This is a genomic window from Pseudomonas sp. 910_21, assembly GCF_052850735.1.
Window position 1 is genome coordinate 160,473 of the sequence record NZ_VXCY01000004.1, and the last position, 26,362, is coordinate 186,834.

Below are 26,362 nucleotides of genomic sequence, written 5' to 3' on the forward strand. Positions count from 1 at the left end.
CATGCAAGCCGCACAGCGTGAGATTGCGCAGCAGCTGAAGGTCCAAGCACCTTTTCCCGACCATGCTGCCCTGGAGGCGGAAATCGCCCGGCGCATCCGTTTCATCCAGGACTGCCTGGTCAATTCCGGTCTCAAGTCCCTGGTCCTGGGTATCAGCGGCGGTGTCGACTCCCTGACCGCTGGCCTGCTGGCCCAACGCGCCATGCGTGAGCTGCGCGAGCGCAGTGGTGACGAGCACTACCGTTTCATTGCCGTGCGCCTGCCCTATGAGACCCAGTTCGACGAACACGACGCCCAGGCTTCGGTGGACTTCATCAACCCCGACGAACGCCACACCGTGAACATCGGCCCGGCGGTCAAGGCCCTGGCCAATGAAGTGGCGGCCTTTGAAGGCCAGCACGCGGTGTCCCGGGACTTTGTCCTCGGCAACACCAAGGCACGGATGCGCATGGTGGCCCAGTACACCATCGCCGGCGCCGCCCAAGGCCTGGTGATCGGTACCGACCACGCCGCCGAAGCGGTGATGGGTTTCTTCACCAAGTTCGGTGATGGCGCCTGCGACCTGGCGCCACTGAGCGGCCTGGTAAAGAATCAGGTGCGTTCGATTGCTCGCTACTTCGGCGCTCCGGAATCCCTGGTGGAGAAGGTGCCTACCGCCGACCTCGAGGACCTCTCCCCGGGCAAACCGGATGAAGCCTCACACGGCGTCACCTACACCGAGATCGACGCCTTCCTGCATGGCCAGCCGGTGCGTGAAGAAGCCTTCAAGATCATCTGCGACACCTACCGCAAGACCCATCACAAGCGCGTCATGCCCTTCGCCCCGTGACCCACCACGTTCTGTAGGAGCCGGCTTGCCGGAGAAGCGGCCGCTTGATGCTGCACAAGGTTCAACGGCCTGTTCGCGGGCAAGCCCGCTCCTACAGACACACACAAAAAAAGCGCCCCTCGGGGCGCTTTCCTGTTGCAGCCGGGCCTGATGCTTACTTCAGGACCACAGCGCCTTTCATCATCGAGTTGTGGCCTGGGAACGAGCAGAAGAACTGGTAGCTTTCGCCAGCAGTCAGCTTCGATACGTCGAAGGTCACCGAATCTTTCTCGCCAGCACCGATGATCTTGGTGTGGGCGATGACGCGGGTGTCGCCTTCCTTCAAGTAGCTCTTGTCGATGCCGGCGGCCATGCCGTCGGTGGCGATGCCGGCCATGTCTGCGGTTTTGCTCAGGACCCAGTTATGGCCCATGACGTTCTTCGGCAGGCTGCCGGAGTGAGTCAGGTTCACGGTGAAGGTCTTGCAACTCTTGTCGATGGTGATTTCCTTAGTGTTGAAGGACATCTGGTCGGTAGAGTCGACATCGACCTTGCATTCGGCGGCCATCAATTGGCTGCTGGCCAGTGTCAACAGGGATACCGCAACGAGTTTGGCAAACATGGTGAATCTCCAAGGCAGGGTTAACAAAATCCATCTGAATCCATGGGACCGAAGACTGCCTGAATTTCTACCAAGTTCCTATGATTTGCATCAAAAAATTGTATACAACTCTCTGCTATCGGGCCGATCAAGACAATCAAACAGCCGACTGCGGGACCGCCCCCTAAAATCTGCCCATCAGCATCTTTTCGGAGCCTTGGTCATGCCTCTCAACAGCCTGTTTCGCAGTTTGCTCGCCGCCTACGCCTGCGGTGCCAGCGGTACCCATGAAACCCCGCAACGCGAGGTTTAATGCTTGGAGCCAGATCTTTCAGCCTTTACTCTGAGGCCATCAATGACCTCGGAGTAAGGCATGTCGTTAACTTCTGTCTGTGTATTTTGTGGCGCCAGTACTGGCAGCCATCCCCTCTATCGTGAAGCGGCCCAGGCCCTGGGCCGCGCCCTGGCCGAGCGCAAACTGACCCTGGTCTATGGCGGCGGCGCGGTGGGCCTGATGGGCCTAGTGGCCGATGCTGCACTGGCAGCCGGTGGTGAAGTCATCGGGATCATCCCGCAAAGCCTGAAAGACAAGGAAATCGGCCACAGCGGCCTGACCCGTCTGGAAGTGGTGGACGGCATGCACGCGCGCAAGGCGCGCATGGCCGAACTCAGCGATGCCTTCATTGCCCTGCCTGGGGGCCTGGGCACCCTGGAAGAGTTGTTCGAAGTCTGGACCTGGGGACAACTGGGCTATCACCACAAGCCCCTGGGCCTGCTGGAAGTGAACGGCTTCTACGAAAAACTCAGTGGATTTCTCGACCATATCGTCGGCGAAGGCTTCGTCCGTGCCCCACACCGTGACATGCTGCAAATGAGCGAATCGCCGGCCAGCCTGCTGGATGCCCTGGACGCCTGGAAGCCTTCGGTGGCGGACAAGTGGGCCGAGCGCAAACCCAGTTAACCGTCAGCGCCCGATAACAGGCAGAATACGCGCCGCTCAACCTCACCTTCGACCCCAGAGGATCGCCCATGGCCAAACCCAACTACTCCTTCGCCAAACGTCAACGAGACTTGGCCAAGGAACAGAAGAAAGAGGAAAAGCTGCAACGCAAGAAAGCTGCTGCAGAAGAAACCAGCACACTGACCCCGGAGACTGAAGGTGAAGTGAGCGTCGATGACGCCGAGCCCCAGGCCCCCCAGGCCTGACCCGAGACTGTAGCAGCTGGCATGCCAGCGAAAACACTCTCCAGCCCCACGCAGTATCCGCTGGCCTCTTCGCCGGCAAGCCGACTCCTACAAGGTTTGATTTCGCGCCTAGCCGTAGGAGCTGGCTTGCCAGCGAAAGCGCTCTCCAGCCCTACGCAGTATCCGCCGCCCTCTTCGCCGGCAAGCCGGCTCCTACAGATTGGCGGTGTTATGCCAGGGGCATGACGGTGACTCGAACCTCCGGGTCATGGCTGCCACCACCAAGAATCACTCCACGCAACGGCGAAACATCGGAAAAATCACGGCCCCAGGCCAGGGTGATGTGCTCCAGTGCCGGCTGCACGTTGTTGGTAGGGTCGAAATCCACCCAGCCCAGCACCGGGCAAAACACCGAAACCCAGGCATGGGAAGCGTCGGCACCGATCAGCCGCGGCTGCCCCGGCGGTGGCTGGGTCAGCAGGTAGCCGCTGATGTAGCGCGCCGCCAGCCCCCGTGAACGCAGGCAGGCCAGCATCAGATGGGCAAAGTCCTGGCACACACCCCGTCGACGCTCCAGCACCTCCACCAAAGGTGTCGCCACTTGGGTCGCCTCGGCATCGAAGGTGAACTCGCTGAAGATCTTCTCCATCAAGGCCTGGACGCCCTGCAACAGTGGCCGTCCCGGAGCAAAGCAGCTTTCGGAAAACTCGACGAAGCGCTGCTTGAGATGCACATAGGGTGATTCGAAGCGATAGCGGCTGGCTTCCAGCAAAGCCACCGGCAACGGCCGACCGCTGTAGGTCAGGGCTCCCCGGGCGACATCCCAGGCCATAGACGCGGCAAAGTCCAAACGCGGCCGATCCAGCACCTCGACGCCAAGCTGGGCATTGACCTGCAGTTCATCATGGGGCCGCTCGAAGGCCAGCCGGGTCAGGGGATTGCCAAACACATCTTGCTCGTCACGGCGGGTGGTGGGCTCGGGAGTGATCAGCAATTGCCGCTCGCTGCACTGTTGCCAGGCGCAAGCCCGGGGCCACAAGTGCGCCAGCTGCTGGGCCAGGGACACCGGGCTGTCATAGCGATAATGGGTGTCATGGAAAATCTGGTAACGAGCGCTCATCAGACCGACACCGTTTGCTGGCTGACATCATCCACATGGGCGAAATGCCGCAAGGCCAGGCGATCGGACACCTGGCCGCTGACCTCGGCGATCTCTTGCAACAGGTCCGCCAACCCTGCCACGGCGGCTCTCACGCTGGCCTCGCCAAACAGCGAGTTCTCCAGGCAGCCCAGGTCGAAATGGGCCAGGCGCTCCACCAGCCTCGGCAACGCCACCTCACGGGGCACACCGAAGTCATCGTTGAGTCGCTTTAGGGTACGGGTCACCAGCTTGAGCTGGAACAGCACGGCGTGGGGGTTCTGCTCATCCAGCAGCAACAGGTCGAGGACCGGGATCAACTGCGCCACCGCCAGATAACGGGAGCGATAGGTGATGCTGCTGTTACCCAGCTCCAACAGCCACTCCAGGCCAGCCTGGTCGAAAACCGCAGTGCCCCGCAGGAAGGCCGCCAGGCTGCTGCTGAGAAATTGCAGGCGCTCGATGCGCCGGCCAATCATCAGGAAGCGCCAACCCTCGTCCCGGGTCATGTCGTCCAGGGCGAACCCCGAGAGCGCCGCCAAGGACATCACCAGACGGTTGAGAAAATCCAGCAGCTCGCCGAAGTCCGGCTCCGCGGTGTCCAGCTCCTGGGCTTCGCGTTGCAGCTCCACCAGGGCCTGCCAGTTTTCCCGGGACAGTTTGCCGCGCACCTGGGAGGCAGCCCACTGCAGGCGCTGCAGGTTGGAGCGCAAGCTGAACGACCAGTCCTCCCCCAGCAGGGCCGCCAGCAGACGCTCGGGCAACTCGCCCTCATCCGGCAACAGCATCAGGCTTTCCCCCAGGTCCACCGCGGCCAGCAAAGCTCGCGGATCGTCGCCATCGACGTAACGGGCCAGCATGATCCGCAGCAGCCGTGCGCTGTCGTCACAGCGCTCACAATAACGACCAAACCAGAACAGGTTCTCCACCACCCGCGACGGCAAGTAGGGATCACGACGGACCAAGTCATAGACACCAATGGTGCGCTGGGCCTTCCATTGCTCGCCGCTAGGGGCGCGCTCCCCCAGCACCCAAGTGTCCTTGCTGGCGCCACCGCGCTGCATCGACACCACTTCGGCGTCAGCATCGGCAGCGACCCGGGTCAGGCCGCCGGGCAGCACCCGATAGCCGTCGTCGCTGGCCACCGCGTACACCCGCATGCCGATGGCCCGGGGCTGCAAGCGACCGTCCTCGGCCTGCCACACCGGCGCCAGGGACAGTTGCGGCAACTCCTGGGCGACATAGGCGTAGGGCCGCGCACGCATGCGCTCGGCGAGGCTGGCGCGCTGCTCGGGGCTCAGGTCGCGCCCCAGCACCGGTGTGAAGCTCTGGGACGGAAACGCCGGCTTGATCAGCAGCTCCGGAAGTTTCTCCAGGGCCTGTTGCAGCACGGGTGCCTCGCCACACCACCAGGTGGCAATGGAAGGCAGGAGCAATTCCTCCCCCAGCAGGAACTGGCTGATTTTCGGCAGGAAGCCCAGCAGCCCTGGGGACTCCAGCACCCCGCTGCCCAAGGCATTGGCCACCAGCACCCGGCCCTGACGCACGGCATCCAGCAGGCCGGGCACCCCCAGGGCGGAATCGGTACGCAGCTCCAGGGGGTCACAGAAATCATCATCCAGGCGACGCATGATGGCGTGCACCCGACGCAAGCCACTGAGGGTCTTGAGATAGACCGTGGCATCGCGCACCGTCAGGTCGCCGCCCTCCACCAGCGGGTAACCCAGCTGGCGTGCCAGGTACAGATGTTCGAAATAACTCTCGTTGAAACGCCCGGGCGTCAACAGCACGATCAGCGGTGCTTCGGCATCTCGGGGCGCCTGCCGGGCCAGGGTTTCCTGCAGGGCACGGAAGAAGCCGGCCAGATGCTGCACTTGCAGGTCGCGGTACAGATCCGGAAAGGCCCGGGACACGATCATGCGATTTTCCAGGGCATAGCCAGCCCCGGACGGCGCCTGGGTACGATCGGCAGTGACCCACCAGCGACCATCGGGGGTGCGCGCCAGGTCCACTGCATAGAGGTGCAGAAAGGTCTGCTCGGGCGGCTGGATGCCTTGGCATGGCCAGAGAAAATTGTTGTGTCCGAACACCAGTTCCGCGGGCAACAGCCCTTCGCTGATCAGTCGCTGCGGGCCGTACAGGTCCGCCAGTACGGCATTGAGCAGGCGCGCTCGCTGGGCGATACCGGCGGACAACAGCTGCCACTCCTCCACTGGGATCACATGGGGCAGCAGGTCCAGCTCCCAGGGCCGGTCCGCGCCCTTGGGGTCGGCATAGACGTTGTAGGTGACACCGTTCTCGTGGATCTGCCGGGTCAGCAGCGCCTGGCGCTGGGCCAGTTGCGCGGGGCTGCTGCGTTGCAGTTGTTCAAGCAGGCGCTGCCAGTGCGCCCGGACCGCACCCTGGTCATCCAGCAGCTCGTGGTAGGTACCCGCCGTCAGCGGGTAACGGTCTAGCAAGTCAGGCATGGAACACTCGGCAGACGGCAGGGAAAGTCAGATTAACCCACAGCCCCGACACCCGGATATGGCTATATCGCGGGCGTCGCAGGTGGATTAGAAGCGTCGCAAATCCAGGGTCATGGGCAGCTCGTCATTGATGATCAGAGGCGGCACCGCGAGGCTCCCGGGGCTGTGTCCGAGGCGAAAGAAACGCGCCATGCGCCGGCTTTCCGCTTCATTGGCATTGACCGGCAGGCTGTCGTAGTTGCGTCCCCCAGGATGGGCCACATGGTATTGGCAGCCCCCCAGGGAGCGCTGCATCCAACTGTCCAGCAGATCGAACACCAGCGGTGCGTGTACCGGGATGCCGGGTTGCAGGCAGTTGGCCGGCTGCCAGGCGCGATAACGCACTCCGGCGACAAATTCCCCTACCCGACCGGTGGGCTGCAAGGGGACCGCCACACCGTTGCAGGTCAGCACATGGCGCTGCGGCGTCAACCCGCTGACCTTGACCTGCAAACGCTCCAGAGAAGAGTCGACATAACGCACCGCGCCCCCGGCCCCGCCCTCTTCCCCCAGCACATGCCAGGGCTCCAGCGCCTGACGCAACTCCAGCTCGATGCCGCTGACCGCGTAATCGCCGACCTTGGGAAAGCGAAACTCCAGGTGCGGGGCAAACCACTCGGCCCGCAGCGGATATCCGGCGGCATTGAGCTCCACCAGCACATCGGCGAAATCCTGCTCGATGAAATGCGGCAGCAGGAAGCGATCGTGCAGCTCGGTGCCCCAACGCGCCAGCTTGGCCGGGGCATAAGGCTCGCGCCAGAACCGCGCCACCAGCGCCCGCAGCAGCAACTGCTGGACCAGGCTCATGCGCTCATGGGGCGGCATTTCAAAGGCCCGCAGCTCGAGCAGACCGAGACGCCCGGTGGCGCCGTCCGGCGAATAGAGCTTGTCGATGCAGAACTCCGCGCGATGGGTATTGCCGGTGACATCGATCAGCAGGTTGCGCAGCAGGCGGTCCACTCGCCACGGCGGGCACTCCTCGCCCGGCGCGGGTATCTGCGCAAAGGCGATTTCCAGTTCGTAAAGCGAGTCGTTGCGCGCCTCGTCGACCCTGGGAGCCTGGGAGGTGGGGCCGATGAACAACCCGGAAAACAGGTAGGACAACGACGGATGATTGTGCCAGTAGCTGATCAGGCTACGCAGCAGGTCGGGGCGGCGCAGGAACGGCGAATCCGCCGGCGTCGCGCCACCGAGGACGAAATGGTTGCCGCCGCCGGTGCCGGTGTGGCGCCCGTCGATCATGAACTTCTCACTGGTCAGGCGGGTCTGCCGGGCCTGCTCATACAGAAACTCGGTGCGCTCCACCAGCTCGTCCCAACTGACCGATGGCTGCACGTTGACCTCGATCACGCCCGGGTCCGGCGTCACCCGGAAGTTGCACAAGCGTGGGTCCGCCGGCGGCTCGTAGCCCTCCAGCAGCACCGGACAATGCAACTCTGCCGCCGTGGCTTCGATCACGCTGACCAGTTGCAGGTAATCCTCGAGTCGTTCCAGGGGCGGCATGAACAGATACAGCCGCCCTTCTCGCGCCTCGGCGCAGAGCGCGGTACGGGTCAACCAGTCCGCGGACTGATCGATCATTGGCACGCGCTCATCCAGAACCGCCGCCTCAGGGACTTCTGCGAGCCGCGCCAGGTCCGGCAGCTCAGGGAAGTCCTGGTTCGGATCGTTGGGATGTATGAAGGGGTACTCCGCCGCCGTCACCCAGGGCTGGGACGCCAGGGGCAGGCGATAGCCCAGAGCGGAATCCCCGGGCACCAGCCGGCAATGACTGTCGCGCAGGTACCAGCGGCCACTCTGCCACTGATCACCCTTGGCGGTACGGGCCAGGGGCAGCACCTGGCCAATGACCTTGTCCAGCCCCTGGCTGAACACCTTGCGCAACCGCTGGCGCTCCAGGGCATCCTCCAGCCGCGAGTCCTCGGCACTGACATTGAGGGGCAGGCTGCCCTCGCGCCACAGGTAGTAGAAGTGGTCTTCATAGGCGGGAAACACGAAGCGCCCCGGCAGCTTCAGGCGCTCGGCGACACTGGCGAGAAAGCGCCCGGCCAGTGCTGCATCAGCGCCGTAGTCCTCGTGCTCATCGGCAATCAAGGCGTTGTTGTGCCAGATCGGCACGCCGTCCCGTCGCCAATGGCAGTTCAGCGACCAGCGCGGCAATTGCTCCCCCGGGTACCACTTGCCCTGGCCGAAGTGCACCAGCCCCTGAGGCCCGTAGCGCTGGCGCAGGCGCTGGAACAGCTCACCGGCCAGACGCCGCTTGTTCGCTCCCAGGGCGGCGGTGTTCCACTCGGCGCCGTCGGGGTCGTCGATGGCCACGAAGGTCGGCTCGCCGCCCATGGTCAAGCGCACATCGCCCTCCAGCAGGTCCACATCGATCCGCCGGCCCAGGGCCTGGATCGCCAGCCACTGCTCGTCGGTGTAAGGCTTGGTGACCCGGGGTGCTTCCCAGATCCGTTCCACACTCATTTCATGGCTGAACTGACACTCGCAAGGTTCCACCAGGCCAGTGATGGGCGCCGCTGAAGAGGGATCGGGGCTGCAGGCCAGGGGAATGTGGCCCTCTCCGGCAAACAGCCCCGAGGTGGCGTCCAGGCCGATCCAGCCGGCTCCGGGCAAGTAGACCTCGCACCAGGCATGCAGGTCAGTGAAGTCCACCTCGGTGCCCGAAGGACCATCCAGGGATTTGACGTCGGCCGTGAGCTGGATCAGGTAGCCGGAGACGAAACGCGCCGCCAGTCCCAAGTGGCGCAACAGCTGCACCAGCAGCCAGGCCGAATCGCGGCAGGAGCCGGAGCCATTGACCAGGGTCTGCTCCGGGCTCTGCACCCCCGGCTCCAGGCGAATCAGGTAGGCGATGTCTGCGCTGAGCCGCTGATTCAACGCCACCAGGAAGTCCACCGCTGGCAACGGCGTACGCGAAATACCGTCCAGGTAGGCCTGGAACTTCGGCGTCAGGGGCAGGGTTTCCAGGTAGGGCGCCAGCTCACGCTGCTCATCGGCGGCGTAGGCAAAAGGGATCTTCTGCGCGTAGGGCTCGAGGAAGAAGTCGAACGGATTGAACACCGCCATCTCCGCCAGCAGATCCACTTCGATCTGCAGCTCGGTGGTTTTCTCCGCAAAGACCAGGCGCGCCAGGTAATTGCCCTGTGGGTCCTGCTGCCAGTTGATGAAATGCTGCTCGGGCTGGACCTTCAGCGCATAGGAGAGGATTCGCGTGCGGCTGTGGGCAGCCGGGCGCAGGCGGACGATCTGCGGGCCAAGTTCGACGGCGCGGTCGTAGCGATAGTGCGTGACATGGTGCAATGCGACATGAATCGACACGGCGTGCCTCCTGCGAGCCTGAGCGGTGGATGAACCCGCGCAAGACTTGTGCCAGGGCCCAAGTCCGGGGGGTTGTTCAACGACTCAGGGCAGTACAGCACCAAAACCGCGCAACCGGTGCATCCCTGTGCAGCTCACTGCACAGAAATGTGCCAGACGGCATGGCTCGAAGCGGCTGCGCTCGCACTGTTAATGGAGCGCCAGCGCTGACAGCCGATCGCCAACAAGACCGGCTTGCGCCGCTATCGAGAGCCAAAGCAAAACGCCAGCTCCGAGGAGCTGGCGTTCTGTTGTCTAGCGCGGCACCACCGGCTTGCGGGTTGGCTTCTTGCCTTTGCCCTTGGCCGCATCGGCACGCTCCTTGGCAGCCTGCTTGTTGCGGGCGAAGGCAGCGGCCTTGGCCTGCTCACGCTTGTCCCAGGCATTGCCACCGTCACTGCCTCGCGGCGGCAAGCCGGTGTGCTGGGTAAGGATCTTGGTTTCCTTGGCCACCTTGTGGCTGCCGGCCGGTGTCGAGTTCTTGCGGCGGGCGCTCTGGTAGCTGTCGGTGGCCGGCTGATGGGTCGGAATCAGCTGGTTCTTGCCTGGGCCGATCAGATCACCACGGCCCATGCGCAGCAGGGCTTCGCGCAGCATCGGCCAGCCCTTCGGATCGTGATAGCGCAGGAACGCCTTGTGCAGGCGACGCTGCTCCTCGCTCTTGACGATGGTCACGCCGTCGCTCTTGTAGGTGACCTTGCGCAGCGGGTTCTTGCCCGAGTGGTACATGGCGGTGGCAGTAGCCATCGGCGACGGATAGAACGCCTGCACCTGGTCGGCGCGGAAGCCGTTGCCCTTGAGCCACAGGGCCAGGTTCATCATGTCTTCGTCGGTGGTCCCCGGGTGCGCGGCGATGAAGTACGGAATCAGGTACTGCTCCTTGCCCGCTTCCTTGGAGTACTTCTCGAACATCCGCTTGAACCGGTCATAGGTACCAATGCCCGGCTTCATCATCTGATTGAGCGGACCTTCCTCGGTGTGTTCCGGGGCAATCTTCAGGTAGCCACCCACGTGATGGGTCACCAGCTCCTTGACGTACTCCGGCGATTCCACCGCCAGGTCATAACGCAGGCCCGAGGCGATGAGGATCTTCTTCACCCCAGGCAGGGCGCGAGCACTGCGATACAGCTGGATCAACGACGAATGGTCGGTGTTCAGGTTCGGGCAGATGCCGGGGAACACGCAGGACGGCTTGCGGCACGCGGATTCGATTTCCGGGCTCTTGCAGGCGATGCGGTACATGTTCGCGGTCGGACCGCCAAGGTCGGAGATCACCCCGGTAAAGCCGGGAACCTTGTCGCGGATTTCTTCGATCTCGCGAATGATCGACTCTTCGGAACGGTTCTGGATGATCCGCCCTTCGTGCTCGGTGATGGAACAGAAGGTACAGCCACCGAAGCAGCCACGCATGATGTTCACCGAGAAGCGGATCATGTCGTAGGCCGGGATTTTTTCCTTGCCATAGGCCGGGTGCGGAATGCGCTGATAAGGCATGCCGAACACGTAGTCCATTTCCTCGGTGGTCATGGGAATGGGCGGCGGGTTGAACCACACATCTACTTCACCATGCTTCTGCACCAGGGCACGGGCGTTGCCCGGGTTGGTTTCCAGGTGCAGCACGCGGTTGGCGTGAGCGTAGAGGACCGGGTCGTTGCGCACCTTCTCCATGGACGGCAGGCGGATCACGGTCTTGTCCCGGGTCATCCGCGGGCTGGCCAGGATCTGCACCACCTTGGCTTCGCTCGGATCTTCAACCGGACCCTTCTCCTGCTCGATGGCGCAGGCCTGGGTGTCCTGGGTGTTGACGTAGGGGTTGATGATCTTGTCGATCTTGCCCGGACGGTCGATACGGGTGGAGTCCACTTCGTACCAGTCTTTGGGCGTGTCGCGGCGGATGAAGGCGGTGCCGCGCACGTCGGTGATGTCTTCGATCTTGTGGCCGTAGGACAGGCGCTGGGCAACTTCGACAATGGCTCGCTCGGCGTTGCCGTAGAGCAGGATATCGGCACTGGCGTCGATCAGGATCGAGTTGCGCACCCGGTCCTGCCAGTAGTCGTAGTGGGCGATGCGACGCAGAGACGCCTCGATGCCGCCAAGGACGATCGGCACGTTCTTGTAGGCTTCCTTGCAACGCTGGCTGTAGACCAGGCTGGCACGGTCCGGACGCTTGCCCGCCAGGCCGCCCGGGGTGTAGGCGTCGTCGGAGCGGATCTTCTTGTCGGCGGTGTAGCGATTGATCATCGAGTCCATGTTGCCGGCGGCGACACCGAAAAACAGGTTCGGCTCGCCGAGCTTCATGAAGTCGTCTTTGGATTGCCAGTTGGGCTGGGCGATGATCCCGACGCGAAAGCCCTGGGACTCCAGCAGCCGGCCGATGATCGCCATGCCGAACGACGGGTGATCGACATAGGCATCACCGGTGACGATGATGATGTCGCAGGAATCCCAGCCGAGCTGATCCATCTCCTCCCTGCTCATGGGCAGGAATGGTGCCGGCCCGAAACATTCGGCCCAGTACTTTGGATAGTCAAATAACGGCTTGGCTGCTTGCATGTCGATGACCGGTGTTGGCTTGGATAGGGACGCGTTGATTCACAGGGAAATTCGCGGGCGCGGAATATAGCACAAAAAATAACCAATTCCGACCGTAATGGTCGGAATTCGTTGTCACGTCACGCGACCCGTGGCCAACCACTATGGCTGGCGCCGTTATTCGTCGTCGTCGAAGTTGTAGCTGCCCGGAGCAAGGTTCTCGAAGCGGGTGTACTTGCCGATGAAGGCCAGGCGGATAAAGCCGATGGGGCCGTTCCGCTGCTTGCCGATGATGATCTCGGCAATGCCCTTGTGCTCGGTCTCGGGGTGATACACCTCGTCCCGGTACACGAACATAATCACGTCGGCGTCCTGCTCGATCGCTCCGGATTCCCGCAAGTCGGAGTTCACCGGACGCTTGTTGGGGCGTTGCTCCAGGGAGCGGTTGAGCTGGGACAGAGCCACCACCGGGCAGTTGAATTCCTTGGCCAGGGCTTTCAGGGATCGGGAGATCTCGGAAATCTCGTTGGTCCGGTTGTCACCGCTGGAGCCCGGGATCTGCATCAGTTGCAGGTAGTCGATCATGATCAGGCCGATGTCGCCGTGCTCGCGCACCAGGCGCCGGGTCCGCGCACGCATTTCCGAGGGGCTGATGCCCGCGGTGTCGTCGATGAACAGCTTGCGGTCGTTGAGCAGGTTGACCGCCGAGGTCAGGCGCGGCCAGTCGTCATCTTCCAACTGACCGGAACGGACCTTGGTCTGATCGATGCGGCCCAGGGAGGACAGCATACGCATGATCAGCGATTCGCCTGGCATCTCCAGGGAGTACACCAGCACCGCCTTGTCGCTGCGCAGTACCGCGTTTTCCACCAGGTTCATGGCGAAGGTGGTCTTACCCATGGACGGACGGCCGGCGACGATGATCAAGTCGGCCGGTTGCAGGCCACTGGTCTTCTCGTCGAGGTCGGTGTAGCCGGTGGACAGGCCAGTGATGGCGTTGTCGGTGTTGAACAAGGTATCGATACGGTCGATGGCCTTGGTCAGCAACTCGTTGACCCCTACCGGGCCGCCAGTCTTGGGCCGCGCCTCGGCGATCTGGAAGATCTGCCGTTCGGCCTCATCGAGGATCTCTTCGGCGGTGCGGCCTTCAGGGTTGAAGGCGCTGTCAGCGATCTCGGTACTGATACCGATCAGCTGGCGCAGGGTCGCCCTTTGGCGAACGATCTGCGCATAGGCCTTGATGTTGGCCACCGACGGGGTGTTCTTCGCCAGCTCACCGAGGTAGCCCAGGCCACCGACCTGGGAGGTCTGCCCTTCCTTGTCCAGTTGCTCGGACAGGGTGACCACGTCGATCGGCATGTTCTGGTCGGCCAGCTTGGCGATGGCGCGGAAGATCAAACGGTGGTCATGCCGATAGAAATCGCCGTCGGACACTTGATCCAACACGCGTTCCCAGGCGTTGTTGTCCAGCATCAGACCACCGAGCACGGCCTGTTCGGCCTCGATGGAATGCGGCGGCACCTTCAGGGCAGCGGTTTGCAGATCGTATTGCTCGGGAGCGGAGATATCGTTCATGGCCACTTGGAATTCGGGGGGTGAAAAACAGGATCAGCAGAAAGACAAAGGGCACGACCTGTAAACAGGATCGTGCCCGATGTTAACCGTCAGCCACACAAGGTGCCAGACGATTTGGTACTGCTTAAGCAGCCACCACGACAACGCGTACGGTTGCTTCAACTTCAGCGTGCAGGTGCACGGCTACGTCGAATTCACCTACGTTGCGGATGGTGCCGTTCGGCAGACGAACTTCGCTTTTTGCAACTTCAACGCCGGAGGCGGTCAGTGCATCAGCGATGTCGTGGGTGCCGATCGAACCGAACAGCTTGCCTTCGTCACCGGCGGTGGCAGTGATGGTCACTTCCAGCTCGGCCAGTTGGGCAGCGCGGCTTTCAGCCGAAGCTTTACGGTCTGCAGCCAGTTTTTCCAGCTCAGCACGACGCTCTTCGAACGCAGCCAGGTTGGCAGCGGTAGCAGCGGTGGCTTTGCCGTAAGGCAGCAGGTAGTTACGGCCGTAACCAGCCTTAACGTTCACTTTGTCGCCCAGGTTGCCCAGGTTGGCGACTTTTTCCAGAAGGATCAGTTGCATGTGAAAATCCTCTTAACTTTTAACCTTCACCGTTCGCGCTATCGGCGTCTTTCGGCGCCAAACGACCGCGAAAATCAACCAGACTGTCGACAATGGCCAGGACCACGAGCAACGGATAGATCAGCTGCATGAATGGCAACAGCGTGACGTACAACCCCACCAGCCAGAATCTGGCCAGTCGCCCTTGCGCCACCAGCCCGTGAATCAGGGCCAGCCCGGCAAAAACCAGCGGGACACTGCACATCGGCGTGAGCATGGCCAGTTGAGGTCCGAAGTTCGGCCCCACCAACATGCACGCCAGCAGTAACATCGCTGGCCCAAGAGGGATTCTGATGGCGCGAAACTCGCGACCAAAACCACCCGAGTTATACAACACAGCCTGCCAGTAACGCCCAAGAATCAGGCTCAGCACGCTGATGGCTTGCAACAAGGCCGCTATCAGGCCGGTCAGGATCGGTGCAATCAGCGTGGCAAGACGAGCTCGCTCTTCAACCGATAACTGCTGGTAGACCTCACCCAAGGCCATCGGCAGGATTTTTATCAATTCCTGCGACAACGCTTCGATCTGAGGGCGGAAAGCCGCACCCAGGACTCCAGCAAACACCAATCCCATCGCTATGCTGACCAGCAGCACGCGGCTCCAGGACTCGCTTGCGCGCAAAACCAACGCAAGACTCGAAGACCCCACCAGCACCAGAAATGCTCGCGGGTCATCGAACGCCAGCCACCAGAACAAAGCCGGCAGCACTCCCAGAGCGAGGACACCAAGGGCATCCTTCAACCCGCGCCGCAGAAGCACCAGGCTCCCCGCGGCAGCACCCAACCAATACAACAACGGCAATGCCGAACAGCCAGCCACTACCAGAGTGGCCTGCATACGACCGCGCATGATGAACTCAGCTAAGGCGCGCATGCATTCAATCCCTTACTACTTGTCGACTGCCCGGTCTCAGCGGCCGTGGCTGTCGGTGTAGGCCAGCAGGGCCAGGAAGCGGGCGCGCTTGATAGCGGTGGCCAGCTGACGCTGATAACGAGCTTTGGTACCGGTGATGCGGCTTGGAACGATTTTGCCGGTCTCGGATACGTAGGCTTTCAGAGTGTTGAGATCTTTGTAATCGATCTCTTTCACGTCTTCAGCGGTGAAGCGGCAGAATTTACGACGACGGAAGAAACGTGCCATGTAATTGGCTCCTTAAAAGGTCCGTGGATTACTCGTCAGCGTTATCGCTGGCGTCGCTGTTATCGCTGTCATCGCCATCGGCGCTGTCAGAATGCTCAGGACGGTCACGACGCTCACGGCGCTCACTGCGGTTTTCTTCAGCCTTGAGCATCTCGGATTGGCCGGTAACGGCTTCTTCGCGACGGATGACCAGGTTACGGATCACAGCATCGTTGTAACGGAAGTTGTCTTCCAGCTCAGCCAAGGCTTTGCCAGTGCACTCAACGTTCAGCATCACGTAGTGAGCCTTGTGAACATTGTTGATTGCGTAGGCCAGTTGACGACGGCCCCAGTCTTCCAGACGGTGGATTTTGCCGCCGTCTTCTTCGATCAGCTTGGTGTAACGCTCAACCATGCCGCCGACTTGCTCGCTTTGATCCGGGTGGACCAAAAAGATGATTTCGTAATGACGCATGAATGCTCCTTACGGGTTGTAGCCTGCCGCCTATAAGCGGTCAGACAAGGAGTGAATGACACTTGTGTGTCTTGCCACAGATAGGCACATATGCGCCTGCCGTCACGGCAAGGGGCGCAATTGTAGAGAAGGGGGAACAGCGGCGCAAGGCAATTGGTGATTATTTGAACAATCATCTGCAGGAGCCAACGAGCCGGCGATGGACGGCTGGGCGTGGTTCGCCAGCAAGCCGGCTCCTACGGGATAGATCAGGCTTTCTTGGCGACGGCCTTGGCTTTTGCACCGCGCTGGCGCATGGCCTCGAACAGGCAGACGCCTGTGGCCACGGAGACGTTGAGACTGCTGACACTGCCAGCCATTGGCAGACGCACCAGATAGTCACAGTGCTCGCGAGTCAGACGGCGCATGCCCTTGCCTTCGGCCCCCATGATGATGATGGTCGGGCCTGTCAGATCCTGATCGTACAACTCCTGCTCAGCCTCGCCGGCGGTACCGACGATCCACAGGCCGCGCTGCTGAAGTTTTTCCAGGGTCCGCGCCAGGTTGGTCACAGCCACCAGCGGAATCACTTCCGCAGCGCCGCAAGCCACTTTGCGCACGGTCGGGGTCAGAGTGGCCGACTTGTCCTTGGGCACCAGCACTGCCAGGGCACCCGCCGCATCGGCAGTACGCAGGCAGGCGCCAAGGTTGTGCGGATCGGTCACGCCATCCAACACCAGCAACAGTGGCGCGCCTTCGGTGCGATCCAGTAGCTCGTCGAGCATGGCCTCGCCCCACACCTGGCTTGGGCTGACTTCCGCCACCACCCCCTGGTGCACGCCTTCAACCCAGGCGTCCATCTCACGACGCTCGGCCTGGCCGACTGAAACGCGATTCTGCGCTGCCAGATCCACCAACACCTGAACCCGTGGATCACTGCGCCCTTCAGCCAACCAGATCTGCTTGACCCGCTTGGGATGGTGACGCAGCAACGCTTCTACAGCATGCACGCCGTAGATCTTTTCCAACTGACTCATGACTTGGCCTTAGGTTTGCGCGCCCCGCCGCTTTTCGCGCCGGAAGCGGAGCCCGCCTTGGGCGGACCCTTACGATGTTTGCTCGGTTTGGCTGGCCTGTCGCTGTCTCTGGCCGGAGCCGATTTGCCGGACTTTCCCCCAGACGCCGCTTTACCACCGCCCTTGGCTCCCGCCAGCAGCGCCTGTTTCATTTCACGACTTTTGCGTACTTCGGCGTTTTTTGCCGCTGCGTCGCTGGGACGGTAAGCCTCGACAGCCTTCTCCTTGGCAGAGCTGCGACGCCCCGCCTTCGCTGGAGCCGGCTCTTCGACTGCCTTGCTTGCCGGTACGTCCGCAGCACCTCGCTTTTTGCGACCAATCGGTGCAGCGATGGTCTTTTCCGCCATCTCGAAATCGATCTTGCGCTCGTCCAGATCGACGCGCATGACCCGCACTTCCACAGTGTCACCCAAGCGAAAGCTGCGACCGGTGCGCTCGCCCGCCAGGCGGTGATGCACAGGGTCGAAGTGGTAGTAGTCGCCTGGCAGCGCGGTGACATGCACCAGGCCTTCGACGTAGATATCGGTGAGTTCGACGAACAGACCAAAACCGGTGACCGCCGTGATCACTCCTGGGAAGGATTCGCCGACGCGATCCTTCATGAACTCGCACTTGAGCCAGTTCACCACGTCACGAGTGGCTTCGTCGGCACGACGCTCGCTCATCGAGCACTGCTCGCCGAGCTGCTCGAGGATAGCCTCGTCGTAGGGATAGATACGCGCTTTCGGAATACTCATCGCTCCAGCGCGACGCACGTGTGGCGTGTCTTGCTTGGAGTGGATGACACTGCGGATGGCCCGGTGGGTCAACAGGTCCGGATAACGACGGATCGGCGAAGTGAAGTGGGTATAGGCTTCGTAATTCAGGCCGAAGTGACCCTGGTTATCAGCGCTGTACACCGCCTGGCTCAGGGAGCGCAGCATCACGGTCTGGATCAGGTGGTAATCCGGACGGTCCTTGATGGTTTCCAGCAGCGCCTGATAGTCCTTCGGCGTCGGACCATCCTTGCCTTTATGCAGGGACAGGCCCAGCTCGCCAAGGAAGGCGCGCAGTTTCTCCAGACGCTCCGGCGGCGGACCGTCGTGCACCCGATACAAGGCAGGAATCTCGTGCTTCTTGAGGAACTCGGCGGTAGCCACGTTGGCCGCCAGCATGCATTCCTCGATCAGTTTGTGAGCATCGTTGCGCGTGGTTGGACGAATTTCGGCGATCTTGCGCTCGGAACCGAAGATGATCCGGGTTTCCTGAGTTTCGAAGTCGATGGCGCCACGGGTATGGCGAGCACCGAGCAGGACCTTGTACAGCGCATACAGTTGCTTCAGATGCGGTACGACATCCGCGTACTCACCGCGCAACTGCTTGGCCTCGGTGGTTTTCGGCTGCTCGAGCATGGCGCTGACCTTGTTGTAGGTCAGTCGCGCCTTGGAGTGGATCACCGCTTCATAGAACTGGTAGTCGGTCATTTCGCCGGACTTGGAGATGGTCATCTCACAAACCATGGCCAGACGATCGACTTTCGGGTTCAGCGAGCACAGGCCATTGGAAAGTTGCTCAGGCAGCATCGGGATAACCCGCTCGGGGAAATACACCGAGTTGCCACGCACCTGGGCTTCTGCATCCAGGGCCGAACCGATCTTCACGTAGCTGGAGACGTCGGCAATGGCCACGTACAGTTTCCAGCCACCGCCGAACAGGCGCAGCTTTCCGGGCTTGGCTTCGCAGAACACTGCGTCGTCGAAGTCGCGAGCATCTTCACCGTCGATGGTGACGAAAGGCAGATCACGCAGATCGATGCGTTTCTCTTTGTCCTTCTCCTCCACTTCCGGCTTGAGCTTGGCCGCTTCCTTGAGCACAGCCTCGGGCCAGACATGAGGAATATCATAGGTGCGCAGGGCAACGTCGATTTCCATGCCCGGTGCCATGTAATTGCCTACGACCTCAACCACGTCGCCTTGTGGCTGGAAGCGCGGCGTCGGCCAGTGAGTGATTTTCACTTCAACAAACTGACCGACCTTGGCATTGGCATTGCGCCCCGGGGTCACCAGCACTTCTTGCTGGATCTTCGGGTTATCCGCTACCACAAAGCCAATACCGCCTTCTTCAAAGTAACGACCCACGATACTTTCATGGGCACGGGATACCACTTCGACGATCACCCCTTCGCGACGACCACGACGATCCAGGCCGGAAACCCGGGCCAAGGCACGGTCGCCATCGAATACCAGGCGCATTTGCGCCGGGCTCATGAACAGGTCATCACTGCCATCATCCGGCACCAGAAAGCCGAAGCCGTCGCGGTGGCCGCTGATACGACCAAGGATCAGGTCAAGCTTGTCCACCGGCGCATAAGTGCCACGGCGGGTATAGATCAGTTGAGCATCGCGCTCCATGGCGCGTAGGCGGCGGCGCAGGGCTTCCAGTTGGTCCTCTGTGGTCAGACCGAACTCTTCTACCAACTGCTCGCGACTAGCAGGCGAACCCCGATCAGCAAGGTGCTGGAGGATGAGTTCGCGGCTAGGAATAGGGTTTTCGTATTTTTCCGCTTCACGAGCGGCCTCGGGATCGAGGGACTGCCAATCGGCCATTAGATAAATTTCACCTTGTCTATATGCGGGTTAGTTTGGCATACGCGTATTGAAACGGGAAATTTCAGGCTCAGACAACGCTGGAAAAATCTTCATCGCCACCTCAGAAACATCCTCACGCCTGCCACCGAAGACTTTTTTCGAGCTTTTTTGAAATCTGGGGTTTACAGCTTAAAAGAGCCTCCGTATAGTGCGCGCCATCGACGACGGAGACGTCAGCGATACTGCCCAGATGGTGAAATTGGTAGACACGCCAGCTTCAGGTGCTGGTGACCGCAAGGTCGTGGAAGTTCGAGTCTTCTTCTGGGCACCAATTCAAGAGCTTGAGATTAGATCAGTTTCAAGGCTCAAACAAAAACCCGCGAAAGCGGGTTTTTGCATTCTAAGTGTTTGATTTAATAAAACCAAAACAGGGGTTTACAGATCAAAACACGGTCCGTATAGTGCGCTCCATCGACACGGCGACAACGTCGATATTGCCCAGATGGTGAAATTGGTAGACACGCCAGCTTCAGGTGCTGGTGACCGCAAGGTCGTGGAAGTTCGAGTCTTCTTCTGGGCACCAATTCAAGCTTGAGAGCATCGCTTTCAAGTCTCTCAAAAACCCGCGAAAGCGGGTTTTTGCGTTTCTGCCTTCAGGTATTTCCTCACTTCATCAACCCGCCGCCTTACCCGCAAAGCGCACATGAGAAACGATATCGTTTATGATTGTTACAAGTTTTTGCGGCACTACAGTGAGGAAACCTGCGAATGATGTTCAGAAATACCCTCCTTCCAACATCCCTTCTGCGTGGCTTGACCATCACTTTGCTAGGACTGACCCTGGCATCTCCACTCACCCAGGCAGCCGATCCGGTTTCCCTGACCCTGTATAACGGCCAGCACAAGGAAGTCGGCGACGCCGTCGCCAAGGCTTTCGAAGCCAAGACCGGCATTCACGTCAACGTGCGCAAGGGCAGCAGCAATCAGCTGGCCAGCCAGATCGTCGAAGAAGGCGATCGCTCCCCCGCCGATGTGATCTACACCGAAGAGTCCCCGCCCCTGAACAAACTGGGCGAACAAGGCCTGCTAGCACAGACCGATGCCGCAACCCTGGCCGTCCTGCCCAAGGAATACGTGGCCGGCAACGGCACCTGGATCGGCATCACTGCGCGAGTGCGGGTGGTGGCTTTCAACCCGAAGCTGATCGACGAGAAAGACCTCCCCAAGTCGGTGATGGAATTTTCCCAGCCACAATGGCAAGGCAAGGTCGGCTTCGTACCGACCAGCGGCGCGTTTCAGGAACAGGCCGTGGCCATCATCAAATTGCACGGCATGGATGCAGCCGAAGAGTGGCTGACCGGCCTGCGGGCATTCGGCAAGGTCTATAGCAACAACATGGTAGCCCTCAAGGCCGTGGAAAACGGCGAAGTGGCCACCGTCCTGGTGAACAATTACTACTGGTTTGCCCTGCAACGGGAAAAAGGTCAGCTGGACTCGAAACTGCACTATTTCACCGGCGGCGACGTCGGCGGCCTGATCACTGTATCCAGCGCCGCAGTGCTCAAGTCCAGCAAGCACCCGAAAGAAGCTCAGCAATTCCTTGCCTACATGGCCAGTGAAGAAGGTCAGCGGGTGATCACCCAGACCACCGCCGAGTACCCACTGCATAAAGGCATGGAATCGGATCGCGGCCTCAAGCCATTCAGTGAATTGCAGGCTCCGAAAGTCACCCCGGCCGATCTCGGTAATGCCGAGGAAGCACTAGACCTGGAACGCGACGTCGGCCTGAACTGATGAATCCGCCACTCTGCGCCCCCGCCTCGCGCACGCTTTATGTGCCGAGGCGCAAGCGGCCCTCGATCTGGCTGCTGCTGCCGGTATTGTTACTGGTTTGCCTGAGCCTGCAGCCGCTGTTGTATGTCGGGCTCAAGGCCTGGCAGGCCGGCTGGGCCGAAGCCCTGCACCTGCTGTGGCGCCCTTATGTATTCCGCCTGCTGAGCAACACCCTGCTACTGATGCTGGGAGTAACCATCGCCTGCGCAGTGATTGGCCTATCCCTGGCCTGGCTACTGGAACGCAGCGATCTGCCAGGGCGACGGATCTGGGGCGTGGTGCTATGCCTGCCCTTCGCCGTACCGGCCTTCGTCAGCAGCTTCACCTGGGTGTCCCTGAGTGCCGGATTCGAAGGGCTGGGCGGTGCGATCCTGGTGATGACCCTGTCCAAGTACCCCCTGGTGTTCCTGCCGGTGGCAGCCACCCTGCGCAATCTGGATCCCTCCCTCGAAGAGTCCGCACGTACCCTTGGGCAAAATCGCTGGGGCGTGTTCTTCAAGATCACCCTGCCCCTGCTCTGGCCGTCGTTGCTGGCGGGATCTCTGTTGATTGCCCTGCACATGCTGGTGGAATTCGGCGCCCTGTCGATCATCGGCCTGCAGACCTTCACCACGGCGATCTATCAGCAATTCGAGCTGGAGTTCAGCAATGCCAACGCAGCCATGCTCTCGGCAGTGCTGCTGGCGCTATGCCTGGTACTGCTGGGACTGGAGCTGCGGGTTCGCGGCAAGGGGCGCCACGTACGCACCGGCCAAGGCGCAGCGCGACATGCAGATCAGGTACGCCTGGGACGCTGGTCCGCAGGCGGGCAGATCTACTGCCTGCTACTGGCCTTGATTGGCAGCGGCGTTCCCCTGGGAATGCTTGCCTACTGGCTGGCCGTAGGTTCATCGGCCGCTTTCCCGGTCGCCGCCATCAGCGAAGCACTGCTTTCCTCCCTGGCACTATCCCTGGGCGGTGCCGCCCTGTGCCTGGTGCTGGCGGTTCCTGTGGGACTGCTGGTGGTGCGCTACAAGGGACGACTGGCCATCTGGGCCGAGCGTCTGCCCTACCTGTTACATGCCCTACCGGGCTTGGTGATCGCCCTGACGCTGGTGTACTTCGCCCTGCACTATGTACCGGTGCTGTATCAAACCTCGGCGCTGTTGCTGATCGCCTATGCCTTGCTGTTCCTACCCCTGGCACAGGCGCCGATCCGCACTGCCCTGAACAAGGCCGCACCGCAACTGGAAGAAGCGGCAAGAACCTTGGGAGCATCGTCGTTCAGCGCTTTTTGCCGGGTGACTTTACCGATCATCTTTCCAGCGCTGGGCGCGGCCTTCGCCCTGGTATTTCTGGATGCGATGAAAGAGCTCACTGCTACTTTGCTGCTCAGCCCGACCGGGTTGAACACCCTGGCCACAGAGGTCTGGGCCCATACGGCGAATGTGGAGTTTGCGGCCGCAGCACCTTATGCGGCACTGCTGATTCTGGTGTCGGGGCTGCCGGTGTATCTGCTGACGACACGGATGTATTTGAATCGCTGAGAAGACCTTCGCCGGCAAGCCGATTCCTACAGAACGCTCGTAGGAGCCGGCTTGCCGGCAAAGCATCAGGCGCGGAACTGCCCCAGGCTAGCCTTGAGCTGCGCCGCCAGGCTGTCCAGCACCTTGCCGCTGGCAGTGGTCTCAACCACAGCCTGAGCCGCTCGCTCGGCCTGAGCATGAATGGTTTCCACCCGCCCCCGCACCGCTTGCGCGCCCTGAGCCTGATGCGCTGCAGCCTGGGTGGCCAGACCGATAGCCGCATGCACCTGCTCTACCGAGGACTGCACCGATTGCTGCAACCGCGCACTGTCGCGCAGCACCAGCAAACCCTCGCTGGCCTGACGCCCGGCCTGACCGATGGCCGCAACCGCTTCTCGAGCACCTTGCTGCAAAGCACCGATATGCGCCTGGATATCGCCAGTGGAGCTTTGCGTCTTGCTGGCCAGGGCTCGCACCTCATCCGCCACCACGGCAAAACCACGACCGGTTTCACCGGCTCGCGCCGCCTCAATCGCCGCGTTCAGCGCCAGTAGGTTGGTCTGCTCGGCAATACCATGGATCACCGTCAACACCACCTCGATCTGCTCACTCTGCTGAGCCAGCCGCTCAATCACCTTGGCCCCGGTATCCACCTGCCCCGCCAAGGCCTCGATCAGACTGCCGACCTGCTCCGAGGTACGAGTATTCTCGTCAGTGGCCTGGCGGATCTCCACCACCTGCCGCAGCGCTGCTTGCATTGCCTGGCTTTCCGCCTGAGCCTCATCGGCCATCTGCGACAGCGCCCGCAAGCTTTCGGCCACTTCGTCACGCTGCGCCTCGGCCGCTGCATCCGCCCCGGCATTGCGCAGGCTCATAGCCCCGATCTCCACACCGGTGCGCTGCGCCACATCGCCCGCCTCACGCACAATGGGTTGCAACTTATCCACAAAGCGGTTTACCGCCGAGGCCATATCACCGATCTCATCATTGCTGTTGAGGGGCACGCGCTTGGTCAGATCCCCTTCGCCCGCGGCCAGATCGTTGAGCGCCGTGATCAACAGATGCAGCTTGTTCACCACTCGCCGCCCAAGCACCACCGCCAACAACAGCAGTAGAGCCAACCCCACCAGCGCCAGGCCGACACCGATCTGCCAGCGCAAGGTGGCCGCAGCCTCCTGCACCGTGCTTGCGGTATTGGCCTGCATCTGCGCGGCAGTGGCCTGAGCCGACTGCAAGCGCGAGCGCATGGCCGCCGAACTGTCGGCGGAGGCACCCTTGAGACTGTCGCCAACCAACTGGTCACTGCTGGCGATCAATGCCCCGAAACGCTGATCCAAAGCAGCGATATCTGCCTCTACCGAGGCCGTGGAAACCCCCATCAGCACCTTGCCGATTTCCACTCCATTAGGATTTATCGACGCCTCAAGGTAGTAGACAGAAGGATCGTTCTTGGCCGCATCCAGAACCTTGTCCAAGGCCCGATCGCCCTTGCCCTTTTCCAACAGGGCCTTGTTGATCGGATTCTCACGATTCAGATAGCGAGTCAGATGCTCACCCGCCGCATCGTCATAGACCACGAACAGTACGTTGGGATTACGCTGGGCACGCCGTGCGAACTCGGACAGAGTCGGCACATCACTGTCCCACATGGCACGAGGAGCCACAGAAGCCAGCAACTGGGCCATGTCATTGGCGGAGTCCTTGAGGTCCTTCTCCAGCGCGGCACGCAGCTGGACCTGCTCTTCCTTTAGACGCGAAGACAACCCCGCCGTCAGACGCTGACGCGTACTGCTGGACAGGCTTTCCAGACTGGAAGTGACTTCCTTGCCCGCTTGCTCGAGCTCGCCAGACAACTTCTGGCTATCGACACCCAAACGCGCAGCCAGATCGGCCTCAAGGGCCGTCACTGTGCTCCGAGTCAGGGCAACAGCGAGCAACACTTGCACCAAAAGGGCGATACCGAGAGTAACGAACACAGGCCGCAGTAAACGGCTTTGTAACAGTGAGAGAACGGCCGACACAGGAAATCCCTCTACTTTTGACGCCATTATTCTGATGGCACTCTAGAAGCGAATTTCACAGCAAGGGTCGTGCCGCACGGCAGACAGAAACGACAAAGGGCCCGATCAAGGGCCCTTTGGTTTTTACATCAACAACTTATCAAGCGAACGGATGACGCAGAACGATGGTTTCGTTGCGGTCCGGACCTGTCGAAATAATGTCGATCGGCGCGCCGACCAGCTCTTCGATGCGCTTGATATAGGCCTGGGCGGCGGCAGGCAGCTCTTCCAGGGTCTTGGCACCCAAGGTCGATTCGCTCCAGCCTGGCATCTGCTCATACACCGGCTCAAGGCCGATGTAGCTGTCGGCGTCGGTCGGTGCGTCGATGACTGCACCATCCTGGTTCTTGTAGCCAACACAGATATTGATGGTTTCCAGGCCGTCCAGTACGTCCAGCTTGGTCAGGCACAGGCCCGAGATGCTGTTGACGTCGATGGCGCGACGCAGGATTACGGCATCGAACCAGCCGCAACGACGGGCCCGGCCAGTGGTGGCACCGAACTCGTGACCGCGCTTGGCCAGGAATGCACCGATATCGTCGAACAGCTCAGTCGGGAACGGACCCGAGCCCACGCGAGTGGTGTAGGCCTTGGTGATACCCAGGATGTAGTCCAGGTACATCGGACCCACGCCCGAACCGGTGGCGATGCCGCCCGCGGTGGTGTTGGAGCTGGTGACGTACGGGTAGGTACCGTGGTCGATGTCCAGCAGCGAACCCTGGGCGCCTTCGAACATGATGTCCTTGCCAGCGCGACGCAGCTGGTGCAGTTCGGCAGTCACGTCGAGCATCATCGGCTTGAGCAGCTCGGCGTATTCCATGCACTCGTCCAGAGTCTTCTGGAAGTCGATGGCCGGCTCTTTGTAGTAATTGACCAGCACGAAGTTGTGGTAGTCCAGCAACTCGCCCAGCTTGGCGGCGAAACGCTCACGGTGGAACAGATCACCGATGCGCAGGCCACGACGTGCAACCTTGTCTTCGTAAGCCGGGCCGATACCGCGACCGGTAGTACCGATCTTCTGCTCGCCACGGGCCTTCTCGCGGGCCTGGTCCAGGGCTACGTGATAGGACAGGATCAGCGGGCAGGAAGGGCTGATACGCAGGCGCTCACGCACCGGTACGCCTTTCTCTTCCAGCTTGACGATTTCACGCATCAAGGCATCCGGTGCCACCACCACGCCGTTACCGATCAGGCACTGCACGCCTTCGCGCAGCACGCCGGACGGAATCAGGTGCAGGACGGTCTTCTCACCGTCGATCACCAGGGTGTGGCCAGCGTTGTGACCACCTTGGTAGCGCACTACGGCGGCGGCATGTTCGGTCAGCAGATCAACGATCTTGCCTTTGCCCTCATCACCCCATTGGGTGCCCAGGACTACGACATTCTTACCCATAACACTTGTCCTCATTCGCGCAAACTTGGTGCCGG

Annotated in this window: 19 protein-coding genes and 2 tRNA genes; 7 read left to right on the forward strand and 14 right to left on the reverse strand. The window is 61.3% G+C overall.

What is annotated here, in order from left to right; genetic code table 11:
* Position 1 precedes the first annotated feature (1 nt).
* Entirely contained in the window at positions 2 to 829 is an 828-nt protein-coding gene (gene nadE, locus FW796_RS14480) for an ammonia-dependent NAD(+) synthetase (protein WP_346634572.1), read from the forward strand.
* Between the two features lie 154 nt (positions 830 to 983).
* Here the strand turns inward: nadE and azu are convergent, their stop codons facing one another.
* Positions 984 to 1,430 (reverse strand): azurin, encoded by a 447-nt coding sequence (azu, locus tag FW796_RS14485; RefSeq protein WP_011058960.1) that lies wholly within the window; start codon positions 1,428 to 1,430, stop codon positions 984 to 986.
* Between the two features lie 352 nt (positions 1,431 to 1,782).
* Here azu and FW796_RS14490 point away from each other — a divergent pair, with 352 nt between their 5' ends.
* Entirely contained in the window at positions 1,783 to 2,370 is a 588-nt protein-coding gene (locus tag FW796_RS14490; protein WP_346634571.1) for an LOG family protein, read from the forward strand.
* 68 nt (positions 2,371 to 2,438) lie between these two features.
* Positions 2,439 to 2,615, forward strand: coding sequence for a hypothetical protein (locus FW796_RS14495; protein WP_346634570.1), 177 nt, complete (start codon positions 2,439 to 2,441; stop codon positions 2,613 to 2,615).
* A gap of 208 nt (positions 2,616 to 2,823) precedes the next feature.
* Here FW796_RS14495 and FW796_RS14500 read toward each other — a convergent pair whose 3' ends face one another.
* The 11 genes from FW796_RS14500 to rnr all read right to left on the reverse strand — a co-directional run bounded on the left by FW796_RS14500 (position 2,824) and on the right by rnr (position 19,554).
* Positions 2,824 to 3,714 carry a transglutaminase family protein gene (locus FW796_RS14500; protein ID WP_346634569.1) on the reverse strand — a complete coding sequence of 297 codons (891 nt, stop codon included), beginning with the start codon at positions 3,712 to 3,714 and terminating at the stop codon, positions 2,824 to 2,826.
* Positions 3,714 to 6,200, reverse strand: coding sequence for a circularly permuted type 2 ATP-grasp protein (locus tag FW796_RS14505; protein ID WP_446439501.1), 2,487 nt, complete (start codon positions 6,198 to 6,200; stop codon positions 3,714 to 3,716). The genes FW796_RS14500 and FW796_RS14505 overlap by 1 nt, the downstream gene beginning before the upstream one ends.
* 87 nt (positions 6,201 to 6,287) lie before the next feature.
* Positions 6,288 to 9,563: a transglutaminase family protein gene (locus FW796_RS14510; RefSeq protein ID WP_446439502.1), complete on the reverse strand. Its 3,276-nt coding sequence runs from the start codon at positions 9,561 to 9,563 to the stop codon at positions 6,288 to 6,290.
* A gap of 294 nt (positions 9,564 to 9,857) precedes the next feature.
* Positions 9,858 to 12,155: a YgiQ family radical SAM protein gene (locus FW796_RS14515; protein ID WP_346634566.1), complete on the reverse strand. Its 2,298-nt coding sequence runs from the start codon at positions 12,153 to 12,155 to the stop codon at positions 9,858 to 9,860.
* Between the two features lie 156 nt (positions 12,156 to 12,311).
* On the reverse strand, positions 12,312 to 13,709 hold the full coding sequence (gene dnaB, locus FW796_RS14520; protein WP_025130480.1) for a replicative DNA helicase: 1,398 nt from the start codon (positions 13,707 to 13,709) through the stop codon (positions 12,312 to 12,314).
* Between the two features lie 124 nt (positions 13,710 to 13,833).
* Entirely contained in the window at positions 13,834 to 14,280 is a 447-nt protein-coding gene (gene rplI, locus FW796_RS14525; protein WP_020299422.1) for a 50S ribosomal protein L9, read from the reverse strand.
* 19 nt (positions 14,281 to 14,299) lie between these two features.
* Entirely contained in the window at positions 14,300 to 15,193 is an 894-nt protein-coding gene (locus FW796_RS14530; protein WP_446439503.1) for a hypothetical protein, read from the reverse strand.
* A gap of 36 nt (positions 15,194 to 15,229) precedes the next feature.
* Complete coding sequence (gene rpsR / locus FW796_RS14535; RefSeq protein WP_002551829.1) at positions 15,230 to 15,460, reverse strand: 30S ribosomal protein S18; 231 nt, start codon at positions 15,458 to 15,460, stop codon at positions 15,230 to 15,232.
* Between the two features lie 28 nt (positions 15,461 to 15,488).
* Complete coding sequence (gene rpsF / locus FW796_RS14540) at positions 15,489 to 15,914, reverse strand: 30S ribosomal protein S6 (protein ID WP_020299424.1); 426 nt, start codon at positions 15,912 to 15,914, stop codon at positions 15,489 to 15,491.
* Positions 15,915 to 16,162: 248 nt separating this feature from the next.
* A complete protein-coding gene (rlmB, locus tag FW796_RS14545) occupies positions 16,163 to 16,930 on the reverse strand; it encodes a 23S rRNA (guanosine(2251)-2'-O)-methyltransferase RlmB (protein WP_016964328.1) in 768 nt (255 codons plus the stop codon).
* Entirely contained in the window at positions 16,927 to 19,554 is a 2,628-nt protein-coding gene (gene rnr, locus FW796_RS14550; protein ID WP_346634564.1) for a ribonuclease R, read from the reverse strand. Before rnr ends, rlmB begins: the two co-directional genes overlap by 4 nt.
* A 226-nt stretch (positions 19,555 to 19,780) precedes the next feature.
* On the opposite strand from rnr, the gene FW796_RS14555 reads away from it, so the two are divergent.
* The 4 genes from FW796_RS14555 (at position 19,781) to FW796_RS14570 (ending at position 22,895) form a co-directional block, all read left to right on the forward strand.
* Positions 19,781 to 19,867 (forward strand) — tRNA-Leu (locus FW796_RS14555).
* 165 nt (positions 19,868 to 20,032) lie between these two features.
* Positions 20,033 to 20,119, forward strand: a tRNA-Leu gene (locus FW796_RS14560).
* Positions 20,120 to 20,304: 185 nt separating this feature from the next.
* Positions 20,305 to 21,330, forward strand: a complete 1,026-nt coding sequence (locus FW796_RS14565; RefSeq protein ID WP_446439504.1) for an extracellular solute-binding protein — start codon at positions 20,305 to 20,307, stop codon at positions 21,328 to 21,330.
* Positions 21,330 to 22,895, forward strand: a complete 1,566-nt coding sequence (locus FW796_RS14570) for an ABC transporter permease (RefSeq protein WP_446439505.1) — start codon at positions 21,330 to 21,332, stop codon at positions 22,893 to 22,895. The genes FW796_RS14565 and FW796_RS14570 overlap by 1 nt, the downstream gene beginning before the upstream one ends.
* Before the next feature lie 65 nt (positions 22,896 to 22,960).
* Here FW796_RS14570 and FW796_RS14575 read toward each other — a convergent pair whose 3' ends face one another.
* Entirely contained in the window at positions 22,961 to 24,895 is a 1,935-nt protein-coding gene (locus FW796_RS14575) for a methyl-accepting chemotaxis protein (protein ID WP_346634561.1), read from the reverse strand.
* Between the two features lie 139 nt (positions 24,896 to 25,034).
* Positions 25,035 to 26,327, reverse strand: a complete 1,293-nt coding sequence (locus FW796_RS14580) for an adenylosuccinate synthase (protein ID WP_011058943.1) — start codon at positions 26,325 to 26,327, stop codon at positions 25,035 to 25,037.
* Positions 26,328 to 26,362 lie beyond the last annotated feature (35 nt).